Origin of the sequence: Bacillus marasmi (assembly GCF_902168435.1) — a bacterium.
Classification (GTDB): domain Bacteria; phylum Bacillota; class Bacilli; order Bacillales; family Cytobacillaceae; genus Bacillus_BU; species Bacillus_BU marasmi.
Genome location: NZ_LR656191.1, coordinates 1 through 23,069, shown reverse-complemented (window position 1 = coordinate 23,069; position 23,069 = coordinate 1). Strand labels below are relative to the sequence as shown.

The following is a 23,069-nucleotide window of genomic DNA, read 5'->3' as shown; positions in this document are numbered from 1 at the left end:
GCAGATTCAATGCCGTAGGCTTGGTGGCGATAGCGAGAAGGTCACACCCGTTCCCATACCGAACACGGAAGTTAAGCTTCTCAGCGCCGATGGTAGTTGGGGGCTCTCCCCCTGTGAGAGTAGGACGCTGCCGGGCAAATATTATGCAATCCATTCATATGGATTGCTTTTTTTGTGTGCCAGAGAAACACGGAGACGATTCCGCTGTTTCCCTAAATACTTACATTCATGGAGTGTTTGAAGGTTTATATTTTCCATATGATTGATAAAGAATAATTTTCCATGTGTTGATACAGGGAAATTATTCTTGTGAAGTCTTTCAGTTTGCGAATTGAGGATGTGTGGAATACGGAAGATATAATCTAGATAGAGATTAGACTAGTTTAATGTCACATATTAAATGAGGCCAGACTAAGAGTTTTTACTCTTTGTTCTGGCCTCATTTTTATTGCAATTAAATTGATAAACATCCGCAATTTGAACTTAGTTTTAAGGGCGAATAGTAAATTAGTATTAATTGGGAGAACGCAGGAATCGTCCCTGTGTTTCTATTAATACAATGGTTGTTGATCAGGACAAGGTGGAAATTCATGTATATCCTGGATCGTATACATATCATATTGCATTAAAGCGAATTGTGCTTGATATAGGTATTTTATAACAAGAAGCTTTCCACTTGAGGCCCCGCATAAAACCCCTGAAGCTCCTGTTCCATCTAAGAACGAGACACCAATAGGCTGATTGATTAAGTACGGAATTTTCTGTTGCCAAGGCATAGCTACACTCCTTTCACTCTATTGTATAACCAATGAGTTTTAAAGTGCCTGTATGAGTTTAGCAGGTATGAACATGTATTTGTTTAGTGAATAGGTTATTGTATTAATTAAATTTTTGCAGGGAGCCTAATATGAATAGATATTATTTTTATCCTAATATGAGAATTTCTGGTGTGGTTACATCCGCAACTGGCGATGTAAATGGTGACATGATCCCTGATATTGTATACGTGACCGGTTACAGAGAATCAGATGTTTCCATTATACAAAATATGACACTCGGAATCCGGGATGGAGCGACAGGGGTTTCTGTTCATATTCCTCTGAAGGAAAATATGGGATATGACCCCATACTGTTTTTGGGGGATTTTACCGGAGACAGGATCAATGATATTTTAATTACCATACCTACAGGTGGTAGTGGAGGAACGACAAATAACTATATTTATTCCTTTGTTAATGCCGAACCACGTTTGTTGTTTGATTCTGATGAGTTTAACCAAACGTATCAATATGATGTTACTTACAAAGATAATTACAAGGTTGAAGTATTTAGTAAAAGAAATAATACAAGATATATGATCGATATTTCACTAAGAGAGTCTGATTATTTAAATGAAATATATGATGCAAACGGTAAATTGAAGACGCCTATCAGTGGGTGGGTTGACCCTATAAGCGGCTTATACCCAATTGATTTTGGATTTGATGATCTGTATGACCTGATTGCTTATCAACAGATTGCAGGAAAATACCATGCAGATACTTTAGGCACTATTCAAAATAGATTAAAATGGAATGGCTATATGTTTATATTGGACTATCAGGATTTGGCCATTTTTGGGTCTCAAGGGTAGCTGCTTACCGTTTCCCTAAGTATTTACATTCAAGCTCAAGAAATTAGCGGTGCGTGAAGGACTATCAACTTCGTGAGTGGTTGTAGGTATACCTTTTCCGTATGTTTGATATAGAATATTTTTCATGTGTTGAAGTCGGGGAAATAATCATACTTGTGGAGTGTTTCAGTTAAGAACTGATGATGAGAATAGAATAATGTCATATATTAAAAGATGCTAGGCTAAGAGTTTCTACTCTATGTCCTGGCATCTTGTTTATGGTTATTAAATTGATAAACATCCGTAAGTTAAGCTTAGATCCCATGTTTTTCCCAGGGCTCTTAGGGTATTGAAGTAATTTGTTAACAAAATTTACATTTAAAGAGGCTTCTCATAAGTCGAGTAAACTTTTAAGAGGCCTCCTTTAATTTCTTACAAAAAATAGACGGATAAATTCCGCTTAATTATTGAAAATCGGAAAAAATAGCTTATATAGGCGGAGAATTTCCTCTTATTGAATCAAAAATCGTAAAATAGGGGGATATTCCTGTCCATAAGCGTAAAAACTCCGCTTATTTACTCCCGAATCAGGCTCCAGCAGCAAATAAGCGTAAAAACTCCACTTATTTCCCCCCGAATCAGGCTCCACTCAGCAAATAAGCGTAAAAACTCCGCTTATTTACTCCCGAATCAGGCTCCACCAGCAAATAAGCGTAAAACTCCGCTTATTTCCCCCCGAATCAGGCTCCACCAGCAAATAAGCGTAAAAACTCCACTTATTTACTCCCGAATCAGGCTCCACTCAGCAAATAGCCGTAAAAACTCCTCTTATTACATTCACCTTTGCAGTTAACCCCTTATACTATTAAAATTCAATGCAATGTAATGGTTTTGCACAATCAGATGGATTAATTCCTCAATTTCATAATGGGTTTTATGGTATCATTACCACAAAAGTACTAGCTTCCTATTAAAATTATACTTATTTTGGAGGATAACAATGAAAGTACATGCATTGAAATGTATTAATTGTGGTGCTGCCCTAGAAATCGAAGACGGGATAGATACATTTTTTTGTCAATATTGCGGATATAAAATGATCTTAAGCGAAATAAGTGAAGCATCCATTAACGCAAAAGTTCAGCTAAAGAAAATGGAACATCAAGAACGAATGAGAGATAAACAATATGAACAGGAGCGCTATAAGTTTAATAAAAAAGAACAACGTAAAAAAAATGAAACTAATAGAAAACTAAAAAGTAGTGTAATTGGTTTATTGGCATTAGTTTTTGTTTTTGCTTTGCTTTTCGGGATTTCAAATTCTGAGGAGAAAAAATCCATAAAGGAAGAGAAACAACTCCAGGCAACGGTTGAAGAAATAATGATTGATATTGATAATGGAGATTTTGATGAAGCTTACATAAAAGCAAATTCATTGCACTACACTTCTAATTGGTCAAGTGAAATTGAGGATAAGTGGGACGATACAAGAAAAGCATTATTAAAAAAAATTAAACAAGCCGAGAAAGAAAGTTCCGATAAAAATGACAAAGATGGTGGTTTCTTTAATTGGTTTAAATAGTGGCAAATTTCTCTTGGGAAACAATCCTTGAGATGAGACCAAAAATCAAGATATAAAAAAGGAAAACAAGAGAAATTATTGATTATTGTAAGGGAGCGGAAATCTAATATGTTTTTAACAATAAAAAAATGCACACTTGAAGATTTACGCGTACTTCAAGAAATTAGTTATGAAACATTTAATGAAACATTTAGAGAACATAATACACCTGAAAATATTGATGCTTATTTGGAAAAGGCATTTAATTCAAAGCAGTTAGAAAAGGAATTATCCAATATCTCTTCGGAATTCTATTTTGTTTATTTTAATCAAGAAATGGCTGGGTATTTAAAAATCAATCTAAACGATGCTCAATCTGAAGATATGGGGAATGAATCACTTGAAATCGAACGGATCTATATTAAAAACAATTATCAAAAACATGGCCTAGGTAAGTTTTTGTTTAATGAAGCGCTGGAAATTGCGAAAGAACGGAATAAAAAGCTGGTTTGGCTAGGTGTATGGGAAAAAAATCAAAATGCTATCGCTTTTTATAAGAAGATGGGGTTTGTTCAAACAGGAGCCCATTCTTTTTATATGGGTGCGGAAGAACAAGTAGACTATATTATGACCAAAATACTTATATAATCATTACCAAAATTAATAAAAACCCAAAAACTACTTCCTCATTCACAGGAAGTAGTTTTTTATTTTTGTTAAGAAAAATAGTAATAAAGACCTATAACCTTACAAGTGTTATTCCGGTGATTATAGAAAAAATCCAGATAAATCACTGAATATTTCGGAGATTAAAAACATTTAAGTAATCCATTATTCCTACGAAAATTCTCAATTCAAAACAATTCAATAGTAATAAAGACCTAGACAAGTTTCGATAATAAATTTGTGCTAATTTGACGAACTAAGTCGTAGATGGTAAATATAGTAAGAGGTAAAATGTGAAAAATTATAAATTTTCACATAAACCTCACAATTTAGATTTATCATTGAAATTAATATGATAAAAAATGCCTATTTTAATAGGTAACTAATTTTAAAGGGGTTGGAGAGAGTGTCAGGACAAATTCGCATGACTCCACAGGAGTTAAAAGCAAAAGCAACACGCTACGAACAAAGCGCGCAACAAATTGAGCAAATCTTAAAGGATCTAACTAATTTACAAAGGGAACTTTCTGGCGAGTGGGAAGGTCAAGCTTTTAGAAAGTTTGACGAGCAGTTCCAACAGCTATCACCAAAGGTTCAAAACTTTGCTCAACTAATGCATGAGATTAATACTCAGTTGAACAAAACAGCTGATGCAGTTGCAGAGCATGATGAAGCTCTATCCCGTAACTTTGGTCTTGTTTAAACCTAGCAAATTGCTGTGGTAAAAGCATATAAGGTGGATTGAGTCTGTAGTAGTCTGGATCATAAGCCACGCGACAATGTTGTGTGGCTTTTGGTATTGATTTTGAATTGGCACAAAAGATTAACCCCGTTTGCTGAACTTCTATAGTTATTACGAGGAGAATGAAAATGAAGTTATTCGTGAAAGTATTTAGTACAATTGCTTTCCTTCTTTTTGGACTCCTATCGATATTGCCGCATAATTCTTTTGCGGAAAGCAATTTTGATATTAGTGGAAAAATGGAGAAGCCATCTGAGCTTACGAAGCAAGATGAAGCAACAAAACAGAAGCAAGAGCTTCAGGATAATCAAGAATCTGAGTTAGAAAAAGGCGCATCGGATTTGTTTAAGCAACAGACTGAGGCGAACACCAAGGCAATACAAGCTGAGGATAAGGAAGATGTCAAAACAGTAAAGGAAAATCTTTTCCCGATGCCAAATAATTCTGATTCGGAATTCAAGGAAATAGAAAAAGTGTTATTTTCAGATGACTACACTTTTCAACAACCTTCACATGAATCCTATAACAGCAGTTTTAATATTAAAAAAATTTTGCTGTATTCAGCTTTTGCTGGGGTTATGATGGTTGGCTGTGTTGGTGTTTATATTATGCTGAAAAAATGGTTTAGATGAGGAGAGCGGATTATGTCTAAGGATACACATATTAACGTAACCGTTGATTTTAGTGAGTGGAGTAAAGGGAGCTATGATTTGCGCATTCCGGTTCATCAGCCGGTGAAGCAATTGTTGGTAAATCTAGTGGAATCTCTGCAGCTCGATATAAAGAAGGAATCCTTGTTTACGATAAAAATTCCTGCAAAGGAGTTATTGCTGACAGATGATGATAGGCTTATTGATTATCCAGTAGCCAATGGTGATGTTTTGCTAGTTTTATAGATAGGGAAGGACATCTTTTCCTGGCTATTTCCACAAATAGAAACGCGTAACATGAAAAAAGGAGTAAAAGGACATGAAGGAAAGAACACTTAAGATGGAGTCATTAACCTTCCAATTTTTAGTATATCCAGATTTATGGCAGTTGAAATTGCCGAAATCTCAAACCCACGTGAATGACATTCAACATTTGGCCATGATGAATGTACCCTCTGAGTTATTTTTACCGGCAGTCATTGAAGAGGAAGAGGATCTAGTAGTCTTTTCATTTTTAGTAGACCAAAGAGCCAAGACATGGGAAGACGTACGCAAACTAAATCGAAGTGATAAGCTTCGCTTATTGTGTAATATTGCTCGCTTCAAAAAATGCCTAACCTCACGAATTACTTTCTTCTTACATCCGGATAATTTGGTATTTGATGATAATTTAATGCCGACATTAGCATATCGCGGAATCCGGGATTTAGTTCCCCCATTTGAGATGAATGAAGAGAAATTCTTACAGCAATATAAAGCCTTGATTATTGCATTATTTTCAAAAAAATATACCTTTGAGGAACTTTACTACGGCTCGTTAAAAAATGTAAAGGAATCAGAATTTGAAAAACAGATCGCAGAGCTTGAAGACTTTGATTCTTTATTTAGCTATCTACGTACAAGTTACATAAAAGAAATATCAGAGCATGAAAAAACGATGCAGTTTGTTCCTAAAAAACGCTTCCGTCTTTATAAAGGGTTAGCGTTTTCGATGATTGCACTCGCAGTTCTTTTAGCTGTGCCGTTAGGCTATTTGGGGTTTGTTAAAATTCCTGAACAAAGTCAATTATTAAATGCCAATCATGCCTTTTTATCAGCAGATTACGATAATGTGATAAAAGAGTTAGAGGGCCATGATCCAAAAAAGCTAACGAAGGATAGTAAGTATATTCTAGCTTACTCTTATATTCAATCAGAGAAGCTCTCAAAGGATCAAAAAGCGTCTATTTTGAAAAACGTCCATCTGAAAAGTAATTCAAACTACTTATTGTATTGGATTTACAATGGCAGAGGGGATTTGGAGCAATCCGTTGATCTTGCCAAGTATTTAGATGATCCAAATTTAATTATGTATGGTTTGATCGAGCAAATAGAACAAGTGAAAAAAGATCCGAAATTAAGTGGCGCTGAGCGTGACGAGAAAATGGAAAGCTACATGGATCAGTATGAGGATTACAAAGAAAAATATGGACTAGACTCAAAAACGATTAACCCTAAATAATAGTTTGAAATTCTGAGAACGGAACGCAAGTGTTATCCGATTAGAGAGGGAGAGAAAGATGGCGCAACGATTATTACTGCTGAGTTGTGGAGAGCAATTACATAAATGCCATTTAAAAGTTAATGAACCTAGGAAACTGTCAATTGGCAATGATTTGTCCAATACAATTACCTTCAGCGATTTGAAATATTCATTGTCCATTATTTGGAACGGCGTGTCCTGTATGATTGGCGAAAATCAACTTCAGCTGAATAAACAACTAACACTGAAGCACCATGACTTCACAATGAGACTTTTCTTGATGGAGGAGACTCAAGCGAATGTGTATGATATGACGCAGTGCTTTAGTGTTACGGTTGGTTCAAACGAATATGACGATATTTCGGTGAAAAACACCAACGCTGATTTTGTTTTGATGCGTGAGCAACTGGATGCACCGTTTAAATTGGTTGTGAATAACGGACAGATTTTTCATAACTTCCTAGAGACTAGAGGAGATATATGGGTTGAACCTGGGGATTTACTTTTCTTTGACGGGTGTATGATGCGGATTGGAAAAGATACAATAGAAATTCTCTCACCTGAATTGGTTGCCGATTCAAAATTAGTACGTTTATACGGAGTAGCACGAGGCTTTGGAGGTCAATATCCAGAATATCATCGTTCTCCTCGTATCATTTATCGGGAGCCAAACGAAAAGCGTAGAATTGCGAAACCCTCTAATAAACCTAACAAACCGAGTGAACAGCTTGCGCGGACGATTGTTCCTTCAATCGTTATGATTGTGGCAACCATCTTGATTTCTTTTATGAGGACGAATGCAATCTTTATGATTGCGATGTTGGCGATGACTGTAACAACTGTCATTTTTTCAATTACTTCATATCTGAAAAATCTAAAGCAATATCGTATTGATTTAAAGGAAAGAGACCGCAGTTATCATGATTATTTAAAACAAAAGACAAATGAATTATACCTTGCTTGCGAGGACCAACGGCATTCGCTGCAGTATCATTATCCAAATGTAGACCAAATCAGAGAAATGGCAATGAATGTTCATTCGCGAATTTATGAGAAGACGATGTTTCACCATGATTTCCTCATGTATCGTGTTGGTTTAGGTCGGGTTGATACAAGCTTTGATATTGAATTCAATGTTGAGGAGTTTACCCAGGATAAGGACGAATTAGTTGAGGAAGCAAGGACGTTGCGCTCTCAATTTCTCTCATTAGACCAAGTTCCTGTCGCAACTTCATTAATGAAAGGTCCAGTTGGTTATATCGGTCCGCGTCAGCTTGTGATAGAGCAGCTTCAAATGCTTGTGATGCAGTTGTCATTATTCCATAGCTATCACGATTTGCAATTCGTGACGATTTTTCCGGAAGCGGAAAAAAGAACGTGGGATTGGATGCGCTGGCTTCCACATGCAAGTCTAAGAGATATCAATGTTCGCGGTTTTGTGTACCATGAACGCTCGCGTGACCAAGTGCTCAATTCTCTGTATCAAATATTAAAAGAACGCAAGCTTGCAGTTGATGAAAAGAAGAATAAAAACGAAAAGCTCTATTTTTCACCTCATTTCGTCGTGTTGATAACCGATGAAAAATTGATATTGGATCATTCTGTGATGGAGTACTTTAATGAAGACCCGAGTGAGCTTGGTGTTTCACTTGTGTTTGTTCAAGATGTCATGCAGTCACTACCAGAGCATGTGAAAACTGTAATAGATATTCGTGATGCAGCATACGGCAATATCCTTCTTGAAGAGGGTGAGCTTGTTAATCGCCTTTTCACACCAGATCATTTTTCTGAGGATTTCAATAAGGAAGACGTATCGCGAGGACTTGCACCGCTTATACATTTGCAAAATCTAAAGAATTCTATTCCGGAAAGTGTGACCTTCCTTGAAATGTACGGAGTTGAACGGGTAGAAGAACTCGGCATACAACAGCGTTGGGCCCAAAATGAAACTTATAAAAGCTTGGCTGTGCCGCTTGGCTTGCGAGGGAAAGATGATTTAGTCAGCTTGAATTTACATGAAAAAGCACATGGGCCACATGGCTTGGTTGCTGGAACAACAGGTTCCGGTAAATCAGAAATCGTTCAGTCTTATATCATCTCGCTTGCAGTTAATTTCCATCCGCACGAAGTAGCGTTTTTGTTAATCGACTACAAAGGCGGCGGGATGGCAAACTTATTTAAAAATTTACCACATTTATTGGGAACCATTACGAACTTAGATGGAGCTCAGTCAATGCGGGCGCTTGCTTCGATTAAAGCCGAATTACAAAAGCGACAGCGCTTATTTGGCGAATATGATGTTAATCATATCAATCAATATCAAAAACTATATAAATCGGGTGAGGCTAATGAGCCAATGCCGCATTTATTCTTAATCTCAGACGAATTTGCAGAGCTTAAATCTGAACAACCTGATTTTATGAAAGAGCTAGTTTCGACAGCTCGGATTGGACGTTCACTAGGGATTCACCTCATCTTGGCGACTCAAAAACCAAGCGGTGTTGTGGATGACCAAATTTGGTCGAACTCGAAATTTAAGCTGGCCCTTAAGGTTCAAAACTCAAGCGATTCGATGGAAATTTTGAAAACACCTGATGCAGCGGAAATCACCCTGCCAGGACGTTCCTACTTACAGGTGGGTAATAATGAAATTTATGAGCTATTTCAAAGTGCATGGAGCGGAGCCGATTATATCCCAGATAAAAATGATGAAGATTTACAGGATACAACGATTTATGCCATCAATGAACTAGGGCAATATGACATTCTCTCTGATGACTTAAGTGGCCTTTCTAAGAAAAAATCAATCTCAAAGGTCCCAACTGAACTCGATGCTGTTGTAGATTACATTCAGGCCTACACGAAGGAAAACAATATTGAAGAACTACCAAGACCGTGGCTGCCACCGCTTGAAGAGAGAATCTATCTAACTCATTTAAATTCTGTAAAATATCAAATTGAGTGGGAGAGTAATGATAGTAAAGTACTAGAACCAATAATTGGTTTTGCTGATTTACCGGAACTGCAGGAGCAAAAACCGTTGAAAATTAATCTATCAAAAGATGGTCATCTACTTGTTTTTTCAAGTCCAGGATACGGAAAGTCAACCTTCTTGCAAACTGTGGTTTTAGGTCTAGCAAATGTGCATAGCCCGGAAAACTTACACATGTATTTGCTTGATTTTGGAACAAATGGTTTATTGCCGTTAAAGCAACTGCCGCATGTAGCTGATACCATTTTAATTGATGAATCTGAGAAAATCGCAAAATTTATTCGGATTTTAACAAAGCAAGTTAAGGAACGGAAGCAGCAATTAAGTAAATTTGGTGTTGCGAATCTAGAAATGTATGAAAAAGTAAGTGGAAACAAGATGGCAAAAATTGTAATTGTTATTGACAATTATGATTCAGTTCGCGAAGCCCATTTTGTTGATGAATTTGAAAAATTATTTACCCAAATTGCCCGTGAAGGTGGAAGTTTAGGTTTACATCTCGTGATTAGTGCAGGTCGACAAAATGCACTTAGAATGCCAATGCTTTCAAATATAAAAACTCAAATATCACTTTTCCTTATTGACCAATTGGAAGTGCGTTCCATTGTCGGAAGAACCGATATTGAGATTGAGGAAGTAGCGGGTCGAGGTTTGGTGAAATTAGAACAGCCAGTTCTTTTCCAGACAGCTTTGCCAGAGTATGGAGAAGATGCTATAGAGATTGTTGCTAGTATTCAGCAAAAGTCCAAAGAAATGGATTCTTATTGGACTGGAGCAAGACCTGATCCAATTCCGATGATGCCAGATGAATTATATTTAGACCAATTCAAACAAAATCGTTTAACGACTGAATTAGTAAACCAAGGCTCATTACCAATTGGACTTGAATTTGAAAATGTTGTCCCGTATGCATTTAATATTGCTGTCAAAGGCAATATTCTTGTTGTAAGCGACCGTTCTGATCGGTTAAACAGTGTAAGTGCTTCTCTTGCAAAGAGTATGGCACTTATTAAAAATCAGTATCAAACCATGATAGTTGATACCGGAGAGAAATTATTAAAAGATCACAAAACGGTGGTTAATGCCTATATTTCTGAAAATGAAGGTTTAGTACAGGTCAAAAATGATTTTATTGCAGAAATAAATAATCGGATAGAAAGTGGAGTTGAGTCTCCGAATTGGCTAATATTTATCACGGATTTGAAAGATTTTTGTACCAGATCAATGGCTAACATTGGAGATATAGAACTATTAATCAATCTTGGTCCTAAAACGGGGGTATATTTTATCATCGGCTCAGGCTACACATATGTGGGACAAAGCTATGAGGAGATACCTAGATTTGTTCGTGACCATGTCCGTGACGGGATTTTAAGCATGCGCCTCAGTGATCAAGACATATTTAAACAACGTTTTATCTCAAATGAAAAATATCCTAATGAGGATGAGTGTTATATTGTGCAAGATCACCAACATGTGAAACTAAAACTTCCAAAATAAAAAAAAGGATTTGAGATGATGAGCAGTGATAAAGTAAATAATTTAATCAGACAAAAATCTAACATTACTAATCAAATAGGTAATGTTGAAAGCCAAATTTCAGCATTAAATACAAAAATCCAAAGATTACAAACAGCTTCGAATGAACTATCAAATGAGATTTCCTCTTTAATAGGTCACAAAAATAACTTGCGAAATATTACTGTCGATGAGGGTAAATGGAAAGGCACCAAGAAAAACAAATTTGATGAAAAATTTGAAACCCTTAAAGATAGTGTTAATACGTATATATCGAAAGTAGAAAATAGAAAAGAACAAGTGGAAGAGGAGATTGCTCGGGCTCAAAGTAGTAAGGGTTATTATGAGAGTAGTCTTTCAAACCTTTCGTCACAAATTAATATTTTAAATACAAAAATCACAAAGGCTAGAAAGGAGGGTTAATATGTCTACTGTAGTTGGGATTAATATTGATCTATTTCGAACCAATGTTGAAAAGCTTAGTAGTTCACTAGCAGATCTACAAACAAATAATATAAAAGCTTCAACTTTTAGTAAAACAAATATTAACCCGTTTAAAGAGGATTTAGAAAATATGATTAAAGCAGTTGAATTGCTTGAAAAATATAAACTAATCTTGGAAACGGATATTACGACTCTTAAGCAAACCGGTGAATCGATAAGAGAGCATGACCTAAAAATCGCTTTGACATTACATCCTGAAGTATAAACATCACATTGGTAAGGAGGGATAACATGGGGAATAAGGTGGATATAAGTGAGGTTATTACATTCTCTGATAACGTTGGAGATGTTGTGAAAGATTTGCAAAGCGCGTTTAAAACGATTGAATCTAATATTCAAGTCATCGACCAAATGGATTCTTTTAGTGGAAAGGCGGCAAAGTCAGCTAAAAAGTATTTTAAAGATTTTCATAGTACAATCAATAAAGCTTTTGATGAACTTTTTACATCAATAGATAAGCAGTTATCAAGTCACATCGCAATATTTAAGTCTGATGTAGATTCTAGTGAATCAGCTTTGATAGACTGTGATTATTTAAATGATCATATTAAGAACATTACAAATCTTTTTAATAAGATGATAGATACCACTGGAGAAATTAATGAAACTATAAGTAGAATATCTGATATTAGCAGTATATCTCCGCCCAGTACCTCAATAATTTCTCATAATAAATCAGAGGCAACTGATTACATTAATAAAACTGGTGAGAAATTAACCAATTTTACTTTAGTTGGTAAGGATGATCATTCCAAGATAAATAATGTACTAAATGAAATTACATCTTTATTTAAGCATGTTGGAGAGTTGAAAGGGGACGATCGTTTTACAACCTTTTATGCAAGCCCTGGAATTGGGGCATTATTGACTATTAAGAAAATTAATGAGCATTATGGGAAAGCGAAAACAGCTTATGAAGGATTCATTACAAGTAAAGCTATGTATAAGGCGGGTAAAAACGCAGGCCTACGAACTGAAGTGGTTATTGTAAATGGTAAGAAATACTATCGTCTTCATGCGACAGAAGAAGCTTTAAAACACCTAGGCATAGAGCCAGACGCAGAAGCACAACGTGCGTTTAATAGAGCAAAAAAACTGGCATCTGGTTCAGAGAGTACAACAATGTTAAAATATGCAAGCAAAAAACCTGGAAAATCGGGGTGGTCCAAAACTGGGGAAGCAGCTCTAAAAAAACATTCATCACTAGAATATCTGAATGATAAGGCAGGTTTAACTCAGAAAGCTAAAACAGTGGGCAAAGCATCTCTTAAGGGTGCAGGTAATTCAATTAAAGAAGTTTTTGATGTTAAAGGGATTGCTAAAAGTGGTAGCTTCCTAAAAGGTGCAGGGAAAGCGCTAGCTCCTATTGGGGCAGGATTAAGTGGATATTCCAATTTTGCTGAGGCAAAGGCTGAGGGAGTAAGTGGAGGTAAATTAGTAGCGAGGACTGCAATGGATACAACTGTAGATTTAGCAGTTAGCGGTGCAGTACAGACAGGTATAGTAGCTGCTTTTACAGTAGCAATTCCAATTCCTGGTGTTGGAACAGCAATAGGAGTCGGAGTGGGGTTATGGGTAAACTATAGATTAAGTAAACGCGGTAAAGATAAATTTGGTAAGGAAAAGAATGACTCTGTAATGGATAAGCTAAAAAGTTGGTATCATTAATTTATTGAGAGGATTGATAACGTTGAAAAAGCTATCTGAAGGAGATTTTGCGGTACTAAGAGGCCCTTTCGAATCTGGAAGACAGAGTCCAAGTAATATGGGTGCTACCTTGTTTTTGTTTGTTTTAATACAAAGTCTATTGTGGTACTTAGAATTCGATTTTTTGGATAATACTACCTATCCAAATGCAAAAGAAATTGTAACCTATCATTTCTGGTTTACAGCTGTCCTAGTTGTGTTGTCTTTGATTTATTCAGTTCCTGCAGTTTTTTATAGAAGTCAGAAAGTGCAATATTTATTAGTTATCCTTGTTACGCAAAATGTTGCGGCTGTTTCAACATATATATTAAGTGTATTTTCATTAGCAGAAAGTTATTATGAGAGACCAGAAGTAATGTTAAATACTTTTACTACTGCAACGTTATTATTTGGGGCATTGATTTTTATTGTTACGTTTGTAAGATTCTATCTTTTACTTACCAAGGGTGAATTTAAAAAAGGTTCTAAAAGAGATTTATTTAGAGGAGACCTTGAAGCTGGCATAAAGTCAAATTTACCTTCTATTATGATAGGTAGTACTGGATTGGTATTTATTATTCTATTCTTGGTGAGAAATGTTCAGGAAATAAATATGGATTTAATTATGTTAGTTGTATTACCTATATTAATTTTCTTCACAATTCTGTTTGTCCTTCCAGAACAATTAGTCATTCTCTATTGTAAATATCGTTTTAAGAGTTTTAATTTTGATAGGGATGGTAATTTGTTACCAGAAGATTTGGGAGCAGAAGGGAATTTAAAGCATGGGAATTGAAAATCGATCACTTATTTTTGATAATTTACTAGTTTATGAGACAAGTCAATTAAAAGCAGATTGGCAAGAGCCGTATTTTATGATGGAAGATTTCATATTAGCCGAAGAGATTTATAAAAATGGCCCAGTATTTTTCTCGGTAGCCCCTGTTGAAAATGAAGAGAAATTTGGACATTTTACCTATTTCCTACCTATTAATGCTCCTGTGCTATTGGAAGATAATCAAGATTTTTATTTCCAAAGTAAATTAGGAATTGAAGAAGCTTTGTGTCTCCGTCAAGCTGATCAAGAATTAGACTTTTATGCTGCATATCAAAAAGTGAAAGAATATGCAGTCGCCCACAGTATTGAAATTGCTGAAACCTTTTATTGTGTATTACTAGATGTGTACGGTGAAATGATTATTGATTTATATGTGCCAATAAAAGAATGGAGAGAATAAGTATGATCGTTGAGGACTATCAGATTACATATCGAAATGTAGCCTCTAAGCTTTATAGGTTTATTCCGGAAGAAATTGAACTTGCTATCAATGATTTTGACAAAATATTAAGCGAAAATGGTTATCATCCTAACGGAAAACTATTTTTTTCGATATTAAGTGATCCACAAGAAGAAGTCATGGTAGCAGAAATATTTCTACCTATTGAAGAATCACATTTCAAAATACATGAAGATGAAGAAGTAAATTATCATAGTTATTTTTGTGTTGATAATATGATTATGACTAGAATTACTGATGATTTTGATGAAAAATCTCAAGTGAAGTATTGGGAACTGATTAATTATCTTAGACAGTCTAATATAACACAAAGAACGCCCATGTTCGTGGAATATAAAAGTAGTCCTTCAGGGAGGATGTATGTTGAAATGAGCGTTGGAGCAGTATAGTCAAGTTGTCATAATATTTTTTCTTTATTTTAGGTTCAAAATGAAATCAATAGGAGATGTGTGAATGCTAGGGTTTATTCAAACATTGGTAAAATTCATAGGTTTTATGATGTTAATCGCTACAGGAATTACACTGTTTGAGGAAAGGGATTACATTGTAGCGAGCGAATTATTCTCTATTTTTTTATTATCTTTGTTAATATCATATTTTTTAACAAAATTGATAGAGAAAAAGGCTTACGGTATTAATCAAAAGGAATATGGAGTTGTAATTGTTTCTGATAAAATCATTGAAAGCTATGAGGAAATGGATGAAGCTGAGTTTGAAAATTTTGTTCATCCATTTGAAAAGGAGACCGAGCTCTTTGTTAATACAGAAAAGGTGGGCTTTTTTTATGAATATAATTTAAAACAGTGGAATGATATGTTTCTTGAGGAAAAACCAGTAGAACAGGACCCAACCTTTTTGGTTGTTACAGGAAGTAAAGATGCTAAATTGTTTAAAACTATGACAAACCCATTCCTTGTTACCTCAAAACCGTTAGATGTAGTTCAATTTTTAGAAGAACATAGATAGTATTTACCTTTACATCTAATGTAAAAAAAGTATTTAGCAGAATTTCTTGCCGTTAGCAGTTAAGTAAAACTGGTAATATAGCAAATTAAAGATTAATCCTAGAAAAGCCAAAACAGCTATTTGGAGTGGTTTATGTGAATAGAAAGTTAGTAGTTCTTTTATTTGCCCTTCTTTTATTACTTTCAGCCTGTTCAGAAACAACAGGAAGTAGTAATAAGGATGAACAGATCAGAAATAATGAAAAAGAGTCCGTCGTGAATAATGAAAACGAAGAAAAGGAAGATTTAACATTACAAATACTTAAAGAAGATGAAGAAGATGGGTTAACAATTGAAAATAGTGAAATCTATCAAATAGCCAATGATGCGATTAAAGATAATCCTAAACTAGGTGACGAAAAAACTTTTACTATGTATTTGGTGGATTCGTTATCAAATGATGCAGGAGAAAAGGTTTTACTATTCCTGGCGATTAATAGATTTCCTGAATCTATGAAAAATGTAAATTTTGATTTTACAGTGGGTAATGAGCATGGTGGTTTCGTCTGGAATAAGTTAAAGGTAACTTTACCGGAGAAAAATATTGGTTCTATCCATCGGAATGGCGCAGTACCAATAATAATTCCAATATCAAAAGAAAAATTCACTACATTAAGTGAACTGAAAAAAGAAGATCAAGAAATTAAGCTTGATAATTTTAAATATGAAATTGTCGAGTAAATTATTCCAAATAAAGTGGCTATTATAGTAAAATTCCACCATTTTTATATACATGGAGTGTTATTAATGAAAAAACTTACTATACTTCTGACAATTTCCTTTCTTTTACTGCTGACTGCATGTTCGAATTCAACAGGAAGCACTAAAGATGAACAGAGCAACAATAGTGATGAGAAGAAGACTGAAGTGAATACTCAAACAGATGCAAAAGAAGATTTAAAGGTACAGTTGATAAAAGAAGACGAAGAAGCAGGAGTTACGATTGAAACTAGTCAAATTTATCAATATTTAAGTGGTGTTGTAGAGGAAAATCCTAAACTTGGTGATGCTGATAGTTTTACTATGTTTTTAGGAAACTATTTAACACATGAAAGTGGAGATAAAGTTTTACTTTTCATGGCTATTAATCGATTTCCCTTCTCAGTAAAAAACCTTAACTTCGATCTTTCTGTGGGGAATGAGGAAGATGGATATGCTTACGAAAAGTTAAATGTAAGTTTACCAGAGACAACTATTGGTGTTCTACAGACGAATAGTACAGTGCCTGTCATTATTCCAATTTCAAATGAGAAGTTTGATTTATTAAATAAAATACAGAAGGACAAAATTGATATTAAAATTGAGAACTTTAAATATGATAAAGTCGAGTAAATGACTTAAGGTGAGGAAAGAAATGCAAAAGCGAGCAAAAATATCAAGGGTAGTTACATTGGTTGGTGCAATCATTTTCCTTCTAATGGCTGTTTATCTTATTGTTGATGGAATGATTTCACCAGTCCGTTTGATCGTTGATGGGGTCGAAAGAAGTGTGTATTTATGGGAATTAGTAAACTATCCTGAGCAATTTAAGCTGATTGCGACCTTGATCATCATGTTTTTTGTTTTTGGTATAGTGGGTCTTTTTATTAGTAGAAAGATTAAGAGAGGGGCTACCACTTTTCAAGGAGTCACATTAATTATACTAGGTATGATCTCACTCTTTTTAATAGGGGGAATCTTTTACATCATTGGCGGAATTTTTGCATTACTATCTCAAGAAAAAGGTAAAGAAATTCCTACTATAAATATGTGATTTTGAATCCAAACTTTTAGGCGTTTTTTTCTGCTCTAGAAGTTTGGTTTCTTTCTATCTACCTTTTTATTAAAAAACAAATAAGTAGTGGTGACTATGAATAATAATGAGGAAAAACTGTGGAAATTAATGAAAGTCTATCCAAGGCGAACATTTTGGTTGGCAGCGCTAATTGGAATCATTTTTGGATTAATGTGCGTCATTTTAATGTCAGTGGGGCTAATTTGGTTTCAAGAGGATAGTGAGAGGTTCTTCCAGATTGGCTTAACTATTTTTCTATCAATAATGGGAATGGTGTATATTTCCAATTGGATTATTTGCTTTCAATTTATTAAAAAGGCAAATGAATTAAGATACAAGGAATTAGAGGAGGCCTTTCTTAAGAGGCTGATTAAGTTGTATATCTCTTTTTGTATAGTCTACATGATTCCTCTTACATTTATTATTAGCATTAAGGGGTTCGGAGTTGTGAATCGGTTGGCTCATAAAAAAATTGCTATTGGCGCACCGCATGAAAAACTATACCTGCATTTAATGAGAAAATAGCTATCATTTACTTGGAAATGAGGGTCTTAATTGAATAAGCACGCAAAACTGTCTAGAAAATTAACACTAATTGGTGCAATAATATATTTTTTATTAGCAGCCTATTTTTTTATCATTGGGATGATAGCACCGATTGAAATTACGATAAATGGTCATCAAACCAATGCCTACTTATGGGAATTTGCAAAATACCCTGGGCCATTATCATTATGGATTTCCTTTATAGTGGCATTTATCGTTTTCGGAGTTGTTGGAGTGGTATGTAGAAAGAATGTTTCGCAAAAGGCTACAACCATTCAAGGAGTGCTATTAATCATAATTGGAACACTTTCCCTTGTCTTCGTAGCGGGAATTCTTTATTTAATTAGCGGGATACAAACTTTACGAGCACGAGAAATTGACACCGAAATTCCTATTTCAAATAGATAGGAGAAGCATTCTATGAAATTTATATACATTATTTTAATTTGTCTATTGAGCTTAATAATAAATATTCTGAGTGCTATTTATAATTTTGATGCTAATTTTAATCCGTTTTTATCACTGTTTCTTTTTCTATTTGTGATTATTCCCCGCGTTCTGAAAAAAAGCTTATTAGATGGTTACTTTGATAAAAAACAGAATCCATTATTACAGGATCAAGAAATTGCAGAATACAACGCTAAATTGGGACGGAAAATGGTAATTACAAACAATCTATCCTTAGCCTTTTCATTACTCATTTTTTATGGAGGAATAGCAGGCTCTATTTGGATGCAAACAATCTACACGGGCCATATATATATCATAACTTGGCTTGGATGGCCCGTATTTATATTTGCGACAATCGTCGTAACTATTGATGTCATAAACTTTTTGCGGAAGAATAGCTGAACAATGAAAATGTATAGGAGTTTAAGAGATGTTTAGAAAATTAACTGAAGAAGATTTTTCGGTACTTCGAGGCCCCTTCGAATCTGGAAGACAGAGTCCAACTTTAATGGGGGTTGCCTTGTTCTTATCCATATTTTTACAAGCTCTATTTTGGTACTTAGAATACCACTTTATGGATAACACTACCTATCCAAATGCAAAAGAAATTGTAACCTATCATTTCTGGTTTACTGCTGTCCTAATTGTGTTGTCATTAATTTACTCAGTTCCAGCCGTTTTTAATAGAAGTCAGAAGATACAATACTTGATAGTAATCCTTGTTTCGCAAAATTTTGGGGCTGTTTCAGAATATATATTAGGTGTATTTTTATTAGCAGAAAATTACTATGAGAGACCAGAGGTAATGTTAAATACTTTTACTAAGCCTGCATTTACGGAGGTTTATCTTCTGTTAATAAGTGATGAAAGGACCTGGATTGTTCATAATACAAATCTGGATAAAAGCCAAAGCGCAAATTTACTCATAAAAACCATAAATGAAGCGAATTGGAAGAGTCTGATCACAAATTTAATGACTGCCATGAGAGGCATATTATGAAGGTAATAAAGTATCGAAAATTCGTTGTGCTTGGCCGTTTTTTTCTTGCTTTAGGTTTTGTCGTGGTAGGGATATTACTGTTTTTCGCAGCTTTGTACTCAGATGATGGCATTCCAAGGAGGGTTTTTTATTTTTTTTCATTCCTGATGAGTTTTTTCATTTTCGGAAGAGTTTTTTTACTTATGCATTACTTATTATTTAAAAGTCCAGTCATGTTCTCTTATGATGCTGATAAAATCATAGTGAAGAATATAGAAATCAATCGTAAAAACATCGCTAAAGTTGAATTGCTTGGGGAAGTACCAACTGGTTTTTTAGGACTAAAATCTTATGGATTTGCTCTTAAATGTAAGGATAAAAAAACGGTATATATTCCATCTTATCATGTTTTAACTAAGAAGGAAGAGGCTGAGATATTTGATACCCTACAGCAATATGTTAGTAATCATAAGATGATATAAACATCTCGAGTGAGCCTTTCTTGTGATAGTTTTATTGTACTAAGGGGATGAAAATGAGTGATTAGGATATTCAGAAATATAGTGGGTCTAACAGTCATCATGTTTTTAATCGGTGTTATTTCATTTTTAATTATTGGGAAGTATTCAGATGCGGTCGATAGTTTGATATTATTAGTAGTCTCTCTGGGAATTAATTTGTTGCTTACCAAGTATATAGAAAAGAATGCTTATAAGGTCAATCAAAAGGATTACGCAGTAGTAACGGTATCTAATAAATGGAGCAATTCTCAAGATCTAGAAGAAGATGAAGATGCATTTTCAAATATTGAGGATGCCCTTTTTGCGACAGGGAAAGTAACTTCGACCTACGTGTATAATCTTGCTGAATGGAACGAAAAACAAGGTGTCGGAACCATTACTCAAGATCCTACCTTTTTAGTAATATCTGATAATGGGAACGCCAATATTAAAAAGGCAATAAAAAAACCTTTTATAACCACTTCTAACCTAGATGAAGTCTTACGATTTTTAAAATAGTAGATACGAAGCATTTGGACGGTTTTCTGTCATATCCAACTAACGGATTTGGCAGAAAATCCGTCCATTTTTCTATCATCAACAGACAAGTTTCCGCATTTCTCTCCAATAAGTACTAAAGGAATGTGGAGATACCTTATATTTACATGGTAAAATTATCCTTATAAGCCTATAAATCTAATAAAACCTTTAGCAATCTCCATAAATCTTTATATTTTTTATGAAAAAGTAACAAGGAAGTGAATACTGTGTTTTTTAATTTTGGAAGAACGACGTATGAAAGAAAAAGAGACGAGTACTACAAGTTATATCAGAAGCTAGGGGATGCACTTTTAGAGCATGATAAACATGTAAGAGAAGCAAATTCTGCTAATTGTACCTATATTAATTCAGTTCCAAATCTATCAAACTCGAAGATTCCTTCCGGTGACTTTGATACGAAACGAGAGGAATTAACCGCAAAGTTAAATAGTTATTTTATATATGATCTTGAAAAACGAACAGATATTATTACGGCAACGGACAAGGCCTATCAAAGATATATCTATTACAAAAATCTAGCGATAAAGGAAGCAGCAGAAGAAGCTAAGAGAGCAGAAGAAGCAAAGAAGGCAAAAAGTAAATAACAATTAAATTATCAAAGATTGGAGAGCGGTGAATTGTGGGAAATGTAATTATCTATGGTGATAAGGTGAATGAAGCGAAGGCAGCCGCAAAAGGGTTAGAACAGTCAGTTCAGGTTTCTTATGAAAGCTGTGAACAGTTAATTGCCTATATCCATTCTGCGAAGTGGAGCGGCAAAGCACGAGATAGCTTTTTGTCTTATCTCGAAATCATTCAGAAATACCATAAGGATATGCAAGATGCACTTGCTAAGCAAACGAAAGCCTTAAATAATCTCGAAGGCTATATGAATGACTTCCTGCAGGATAATGCTGTGAATGAAGTGAGAAATCTATGATGAATGAATCGATTGATGTTTTTACTGTACCGGAACTATACCTGTTGGCAGCAGCTTTTGATGGAAATGTTCTGTTTGGACTGCCGGAAAAACAAATCTATCAAATACAGGGGGAAGAAGTATTTGCGGATGCCCACCAACGCTTAATCGAGAAGGGGATTCTTTCATCTGATGGAAAAATAACAAAGGGTGGAGCAATCATCATTCGGGCTATCGAGCTATACCACCAGAGTGGGAAATACGTTCGAATCAATAACCTTATGTTTGCCTTTCAAGGTTTGGAAGAAGATGAAGTTATTATACTAGTGGAATTAGAAGAACAAAGAGAATATCAGCTACGAGTTATCTCAAAAGCAATCGTTTTGCAAATGTTAACTGCAAACTTTCCACTGATAAGAAGAGAACCAGTTGATAGGGAAAAGACGTTTCTAAAGGAAGAATTATCTTATCAGGAAAGAATGGAAACAGAAAACTTTGAACCCGAATCCATGTTTATGAATCTCGAAATCTTTCGATCAAATGGGGATCCAAAAGGCCTTAATTTTTTACATAACTATCAACAGTGGCTGATTTTCGTGAAAGGTGAAAAATTAATCATGGTAGATACAGTATATAAAAAATATTACCAAGCAAGCCAATATTGGTTTCTAAAGGTTCTCTTTGATGCACTGGATTTCCCATATAAGGAGGGAAAGTCGAATGCATAAAGCACACGGAGGTACAGGTGGTGCCAAAATTCTCGTCAATCCTGATGAGATTACAACAATATATAACTATTTACAGGAGATCCTTACTGAATTAAAGACCAATGCAGAACCTAACATTCAAAAACTAAGTCATTTAGATTTTTATATAGATGGAAAAGCGATGGAGGTGATGAAGGTTTATCGTGAGGCAAATGAGAAAGTAATGGACCTTCAGGATCAGTATATTCGTGCGTCTAGTTTAGTCATAGATATTCTCAATACAATGATGAAGGCCGATAACGAGATTGCCCAGCAAATCATCGCCAAGCTGGAGGTATAATCAATGGATGTAAAATATATTCCAAAAGACTGGGAAAAGATGCGTGAAGGAATTGGAGATTTAATCGGCCTAGGACGTTGGGGCAAAGGGATGATTGATTCCCTTAAGGACCTAAGTGATAATTTAGAGGATATCGAACAGTTAATCGCGAAATATGATAGCGATGGCGTGATACCGTTTCACCACACCAGCCAAAAATCAAATTACCAGGCATTATATGAGGACTTTCAAGTCTTGCATCGATTTACTGGAAAAGTAGGCGATATCGTTGACCGGACAATCGATGAAAGATTTTATAAGGATATCGATGCGTTTGTGGAGGAGATGCGTGATTTGTCGATCTCCAACTACACGACCAAAAACCGGCTCGGGCTCAGTGAAACAGTTCATATTACGGCTGGTACATACAATTCGTTAGAAATAGAAAAACCCGAAATAAGCCTAGACGACATCTTCAATGGTGACAACTTCTACGGAAAACAGATGAAATTGGAATACGAAGCTTGGAAAGAGCTCAATCCCAATCAAGATTTTTCGCAAAAGGAATACCAACAGGCTA

General features: G+C 35.0%; 29 protein-coding genes, 1 rRNA gene and 1 pseudogene. 30 read left to right on the top strand and 1 reads right to left on the bottom strand.

Annotation, left to right across the window (positions count from 1 at the left end):
* The first annotated feature begins 19 nt into the window (after positions 1 to 19).
* A 5S ribosomal RNA gene (gene rrf, locus FXW34_RS22205) occupies positions 20 to 136 on the top strand.
* Positions 137 to 551: 415 nt separating this feature from the next.
* On the opposite strand, the gene FXW34_RS22200 is transcribed toward rrf, so the two are convergent.
* On the bottom strand, positions 552 to 776 hold the full coding sequence (locus tag FXW34_RS22200; RefSeq protein WP_147536207.1) for a hypothetical protein: 225 nt from the start codon (positions 774 to 776) through the stop codon (positions 552 to 554).
* 131 nt (positions 777 to 907) lie between these two features.
* Between FXW34_RS22200 and FXW34_RS22195 the strand changes: the two genes are divergently transcribed.
* The 29 genes and pseudogenes from FXW34_RS22195 to FXW34_RS22055 form a co-directional block, all read left to right on the top strand.
* Positions 908 to 1,633 carry a VCBS repeat-containing protein gene (locus FXW34_RS22195; RefSeq protein WP_187119068.1) on the top strand — a complete coding sequence of 242 codons (726 nt, stop codon included), beginning with the start codon at positions 908 to 910 and terminating at the stop codon, positions 1,631 to 1,633.
* A gap of 979 nt (positions 1,634 to 2,612) precedes the next feature.
* Complete coding sequence (locus tag FXW34_RS22190) at positions 2,613 to 3,194, top strand: TFIIB-type zinc ribbon-containing protein (RefSeq protein WP_147536206.1); 582 nt, start codon at positions 2,613 to 2,615, stop codon at positions 3,192 to 3,194.
* A gap of 108 nt (positions 3,195 to 3,302) precedes the next feature.
* Positions 3,303 to 3,821 (top strand): spermidine/spermine N(1)-acetyltransferase, encoded by a 519-nt coding sequence (gene paiA, locus FXW34_RS22185; RefSeq protein ID WP_147536205.1) that lies wholly within the window; start codon positions 3,303 to 3,305, stop codon positions 3,819 to 3,821.
* 424 nt (positions 3,822 to 4,245) lie between these two features.
* Positions 4,246 to 4,542, top strand: a complete 297-nt coding sequence (locus tag FXW34_RS22180) for a WXG100 family type VII secretion target (RefSeq protein WP_147536204.1) — start codon at positions 4,246 to 4,248, stop codon at positions 4,540 to 4,542.
* Positions 4,543 to 4,709: 167 nt separating this feature from the next.
* Complete coding sequence (gene essA, locus FXW34_RS22175) at positions 4,710 to 5,213, top strand: type VII secretion protein EssA (RefSeq protein WP_187119067.1); 504 nt, start codon at positions 4,710 to 4,712, stop codon at positions 5,211 to 5,213.
* A gap of 12 nt (positions 5,214 to 5,225) precedes the next feature.
* Positions 5,226 to 5,477 (top strand): EsaB/YukD family protein, encoded by a 252-nt coding sequence (locus FXW34_RS22170; RefSeq protein ID WP_147536202.1) that lies wholly within the window; start codon positions 5,226 to 5,228, stop codon positions 5,475 to 5,477.
* A gap of 73 nt (positions 5,478 to 5,550) precedes the next feature.
* On the top strand, positions 5,551 to 6,732 hold the full coding sequence (gene essB, locus FXW34_RS22165) for a type VII secretion protein EssB (protein WP_147536201.1): 1,182 nt from the start codon (positions 5,551 to 5,553) through the stop codon (positions 6,730 to 6,732).
* A gap of 58 nt (positions 6,733 to 6,790) precedes the next feature.
* A complete protein-coding gene (gene essC, locus FXW34_RS22160; RefSeq protein ID WP_147536200.1) occupies positions 6,791 to 11,245 on the top strand; it encodes a type VII secretion protein EssC in 4,455 nt (1,484 codons plus the stop codon).
* An 18-nt stretch (positions 11,246 to 11,263) separates the two neighbouring features.
* Positions 11,264 to 11,686, top strand: coding sequence for a YwqH-like family protein (locus FXW34_RS22155; RefSeq protein ID WP_187119066.1), 423 nt, complete (start codon positions 11,264 to 11,266; stop codon positions 11,684 to 11,686).
* 1 nt (position 11,687) lies between these two features.
* The gene (locus FXW34_RS22150) at positions 11,688 to 11,972 is read left to right on the top strand and encodes a TIGR04197 family type VII secretion effector (protein ID WP_147536198.1); all 285 of its coding nucleotides are present in this window, start codon (positions 11,688 to 11,690) and stop codon (positions 11,970 to 11,972) included.
* A 26-nt stretch (positions 11,973 to 11,998) separates the two neighbouring features.
* Positions 11,999 to 13,435 carry a T7SS effector LXG polymorphic toxin gene (locus FXW34_RS22145; RefSeq protein ID WP_147536197.1) on the top strand — a complete coding sequence of 479 codons (1,437 nt, stop codon included), beginning with the start codon at positions 11,999 to 12,001 and terminating at the stop codon, positions 13,433 to 13,435.
* A gap of 22 nt (positions 13,436 to 13,457) precedes the next feature.
* Positions 13,458 to 14,249, top strand: a complete 792-nt coding sequence (locus FXW34_RS22140; RefSeq protein WP_147536196.1) for a hypothetical protein — start codon at positions 13,458 to 13,460, stop codon at positions 14,247 to 14,249.
* On the top strand, positions 14,239 to 14,691 hold the full coding sequence (locus FXW34_RS22135) for a hypothetical protein (protein ID WP_147536195.1): 453 nt from the start codon (positions 14,239 to 14,241) through the stop codon (positions 14,689 to 14,691). The genes FXW34_RS22140 and FXW34_RS22135 overlap by 11 nt, the downstream gene beginning before the upstream one ends.
* A 2-nt stretch (positions 14,692 to 14,693) precedes the next feature.
* The gene (locus tag FXW34_RS22130; protein WP_147536194.1) at positions 14,694 to 15,140 is read left to right on the top strand and encodes a DUF5085 family protein; all 447 of its coding nucleotides are present in this window, start codon (positions 14,694 to 14,696) and stop codon (positions 15,138 to 15,140) included.
* A gap of 64 nt (positions 15,141 to 15,204) precedes the next feature.
* Positions 15,205 to 15,717, top strand: coding sequence for a hypothetical protein (locus tag FXW34_RS22125; protein ID WP_147536193.1), 513 nt, complete (start codon positions 15,205 to 15,207; stop codon positions 15,715 to 15,717).
* A gap of 134 nt (positions 15,718 to 15,851) precedes the next feature.
* Entirely contained in the window at positions 15,852 to 16,436 is a 585-nt protein-coding gene (locus tag FXW34_RS22120; RefSeq protein ID WP_147536192.1) for a hypothetical protein, read from the top strand.
* Positions 16,437 to 16,502: 66 nt separating this feature from the next.
* A complete protein-coding gene (locus tag FXW34_RS22115; protein WP_147536191.1) occupies positions 16,503 to 17,087 on the top strand; it encodes a hypothetical protein in 585 nt (194 codons plus the stop codon).
* Positions 17,088 to 17,109: 22 nt separating this feature from the next.
* Positions 17,110 to 17,508: a hypothetical protein gene (locus tag FXW34_RS22110; protein ID WP_147536190.1), complete on the top strand. Its 399-nt coding sequence runs from the start codon at positions 17,110 to 17,112 to the stop codon at positions 17,506 to 17,508.
* 96 nt (positions 17,509 to 17,604) lie between these two features.
* A complete protein-coding gene (locus FXW34_RS22105) occupies positions 17,605 to 18,054 on the top strand; it encodes a hypothetical protein (protein WP_147536189.1) in 450 nt (149 codons plus the stop codon).
* Positions 18,055 to 18,084: 30 nt separating this feature from the next.
* Entirely contained in the window at positions 18,085 to 18,483 is a 399-nt protein-coding gene (locus FXW34_RS22100) for a hypothetical protein (RefSeq protein ID WP_147536188.1), read from the top strand.
* Between the two features lie 12 nt (positions 18,484 to 18,495).
* The gene (locus FXW34_RS22095) at positions 18,496 to 18,927 is read left to right on the top strand and encodes a hypothetical protein (RefSeq protein WP_147536187.1); all 432 of its coding nucleotides are present in this window, start codon (positions 18,496 to 18,498) and stop codon (positions 18,925 to 18,927) included.
* A gap of 28 nt (positions 18,928 to 18,955) precedes the next feature.
* Positions 18,956 to 19,525 (top strand): hypothetical protein, encoded by a 570-nt coding sequence (locus tag FXW34_RS22090; protein WP_147536186.1) that lies wholly within the window; start codon positions 18,956 to 18,958, stop codon positions 19,523 to 19,525.
* Positions 19,522 to 19,986, top strand: coding sequence for a DUF5381 family protein (locus FXW34_RS22085; protein ID WP_147536185.1), 465 nt, complete (start codon positions 19,522 to 19,524; stop codon positions 19,984 to 19,986). Before FXW34_RS22090 ends, FXW34_RS22085 begins: the two co-directional genes overlap by 4 nt.
* Before the next feature lie 57 nt (positions 19,987 to 20,043).
* Positions 20,044 to 20,523: a hypothetical protein gene (locus FXW34_RS22080; protein ID WP_147536184.1), complete on the top strand. Its 480-nt coding sequence runs from the start codon at positions 20,044 to 20,046 to the stop codon at positions 20,521 to 20,523.
* Between the two features lie 248 nt (positions 20,524 to 20,771).
* Positions 20,772 to 21,149 carry a hypothetical protein gene (locus FXW34_RS22075; protein ID WP_147536183.1) on the top strand — a complete coding sequence of 126 codons (378 nt, stop codon included), beginning with the start codon at positions 20,772 to 20,774 and terminating at the stop codon, positions 21,147 to 21,149.
* Positions 21,150 to 21,184: 35 nt separating this feature from the next.
* Positions 21,185 to 21,484 (top strand): WXG100 family type VII secretion target, encoded by a 300-nt coding sequence (locus FXW34_RS22070; protein ID WP_147536182.1) that lies wholly within the window; start codon positions 21,185 to 21,187, stop codon positions 21,482 to 21,484.
* Positions 21,481 to 22,191, top strand: a complete 711-nt coding sequence (locus tag FXW34_RS22065; protein WP_246141257.1) for a DUF5081 family protein — start codon at positions 21,481 to 21,483, stop codon at positions 22,189 to 22,191. Before FXW34_RS22070 ends, FXW34_RS22065 begins: the two co-directional genes overlap by 4 nt.
* On the top strand, positions 22,184 to 22,510 hold the full coding sequence (locus FXW34_RS22060) for a hypothetical protein (protein WP_147536181.1): 327 nt from the start codon (positions 22,184 to 22,186) through the stop codon (positions 22,508 to 22,510). Before FXW34_RS22065 ends, FXW34_RS22060 begins: the two co-directional genes overlap by 8 nt.
* 3 nt (positions 22,511 to 22,513) lie before the next feature.
* Positions 22,514 to 23,069: pseudogene (locus FXW34_RS22055) on the top strand (glycohydrolase toxin TNT-related protein); the annotation flags it as partial.

Coding starts and splice junctions, on each gene's coding strand:
- FXW34_RS22200 (WP_147536207.1), bottom strand. CDS start 776: ATGCCTTGGCAACAGAAAATTCCGTACTTAATCAATCAGCCTATTGGT.
- FXW34_RS22195 (WP_187119068.1), top strand. CDS start 908: ATGAATAGATATTATTTTTATCCTAATATGAGAATTTCTGGTGTGGTT.
- FXW34_RS22190 (WP_147536206.1), top strand. CDS start 2,613: ATGAAAGTACATGCATTGAAATGTATTAATTGTGGTGCTGCCCTAGAA.
- paiA (WP_147536205.1), top strand. CDS start 3,303: ATGTTTTTAACAATAAAAAAATGCACACTTGAAGATTTACGCGTACTT.
- essA (WP_187119067.1), top strand. CDS start 4,710: ATGAAGTTATTCGTGAAAGTATTTAGTACAATTGCTTTCCTTCTTTTT.
- FXW34_RS22170 (WP_147536202.1), top strand. CDS start 5,226: ATGTCTAAGGATACACATATTAACGTAACCGTTGATTTTAGTGAGTGG.
- essB (WP_147536201.1), top strand. CDS start 5,551: ATGAAGGAAAGAACACTTAAGATGGAGTCATTAACCTTCCAATTTTTA.
- essC (WP_147536200.1), top strand. CDS start 6,791: ATGGCGCAACGATTATTACTGCTGAGTTGTGGAGAGCAATTACATAAA.
- FXW34_RS22155 (WP_187119066.1), top strand. CDS start 11,264: ATGAGCAGTGATAAAGTAAATAATTTAATCAGACAAAAATCTAACATT.
- FXW34_RS22150 (WP_147536198.1), top strand. CDS start 11,688: ATGTCTACTGTAGTTGGGATTAATATTGATCTATTTCGAACCAATGTT.
- FXW34_RS22145 (WP_147536197.1), top strand. CDS start 11,999: ATGGGGAATAAGGTGGATATAAGTGAGGTTATTACATTCTCTGATAAC.
- FXW34_RS22135 (WP_147536195.1), top strand. CDS start 14,239: ATGGGAATTGAAAATCGATCACTTATTTTTGATAATTTACTAGTTTAT.
- FXW34_RS22130 (WP_147536194.1), top strand. CDS start 14,694: ATGATCGTTGAGGACTATCAGATTACATATCGAAATGTAGCCTCTAAG.
- FXW34_RS22125 (WP_147536193.1), top strand. CDS start 15,205: ATGCTAGGGTTTATTCAAACATTGGTAAAATTCATAGGTTTTATGATG.
- FXW34_RS22115 (WP_147536191.1), top strand. CDS start 16,503: ATGAAAAAACTTACTATACTTCTGACAATTTCCTTTCTTTTACTGCTG.
- FXW34_RS22110 (WP_147536190.1), top strand. CDS start 17,110: ATGCAAAAGCGAGCAAAAATATCAAGGGTAGTTACATTGGTTGGTGCA.
- FXW34_RS22105 (WP_147536189.1), top strand. CDS start 17,605: ATGAATAATAATGAGGAAAAACTGTGGAAATTAATGAAAGTCTATCCA.
- FXW34_RS22095 (WP_147536187.1), top strand. CDS start 18,496: ATGAAATTTATATACATTATTTTAATTTGTCTATTGAGCTTAATAATA.
- FXW34_RS22090 (WP_147536186.1), top strand. CDS start 18,956: ATGTTTAGAAAATTAACTGAAGAAGATTTTTCGGTACTTCGAGGCCCC.
- FXW34_RS22085 (WP_147536185.1), top strand. CDS start 19,522: ATGAAGGTAATAAAGTATCGAAAATTCGTTGTGCTTGGCCGTTTTTTT.
- FXW34_RS22065 (WP_246141257.1), top strand. CDS start 21,481: ATGATGAATGAATCGATTGATGTTTTTACTGTACCGGAACTATACCTG.
- FXW34_RS22060 (WP_147536181.1), top strand. CDS start 22,184: ATGCATAAAGCACACGGAGGTACAGGTGGTGCCAAAATTCTCGTCAAT.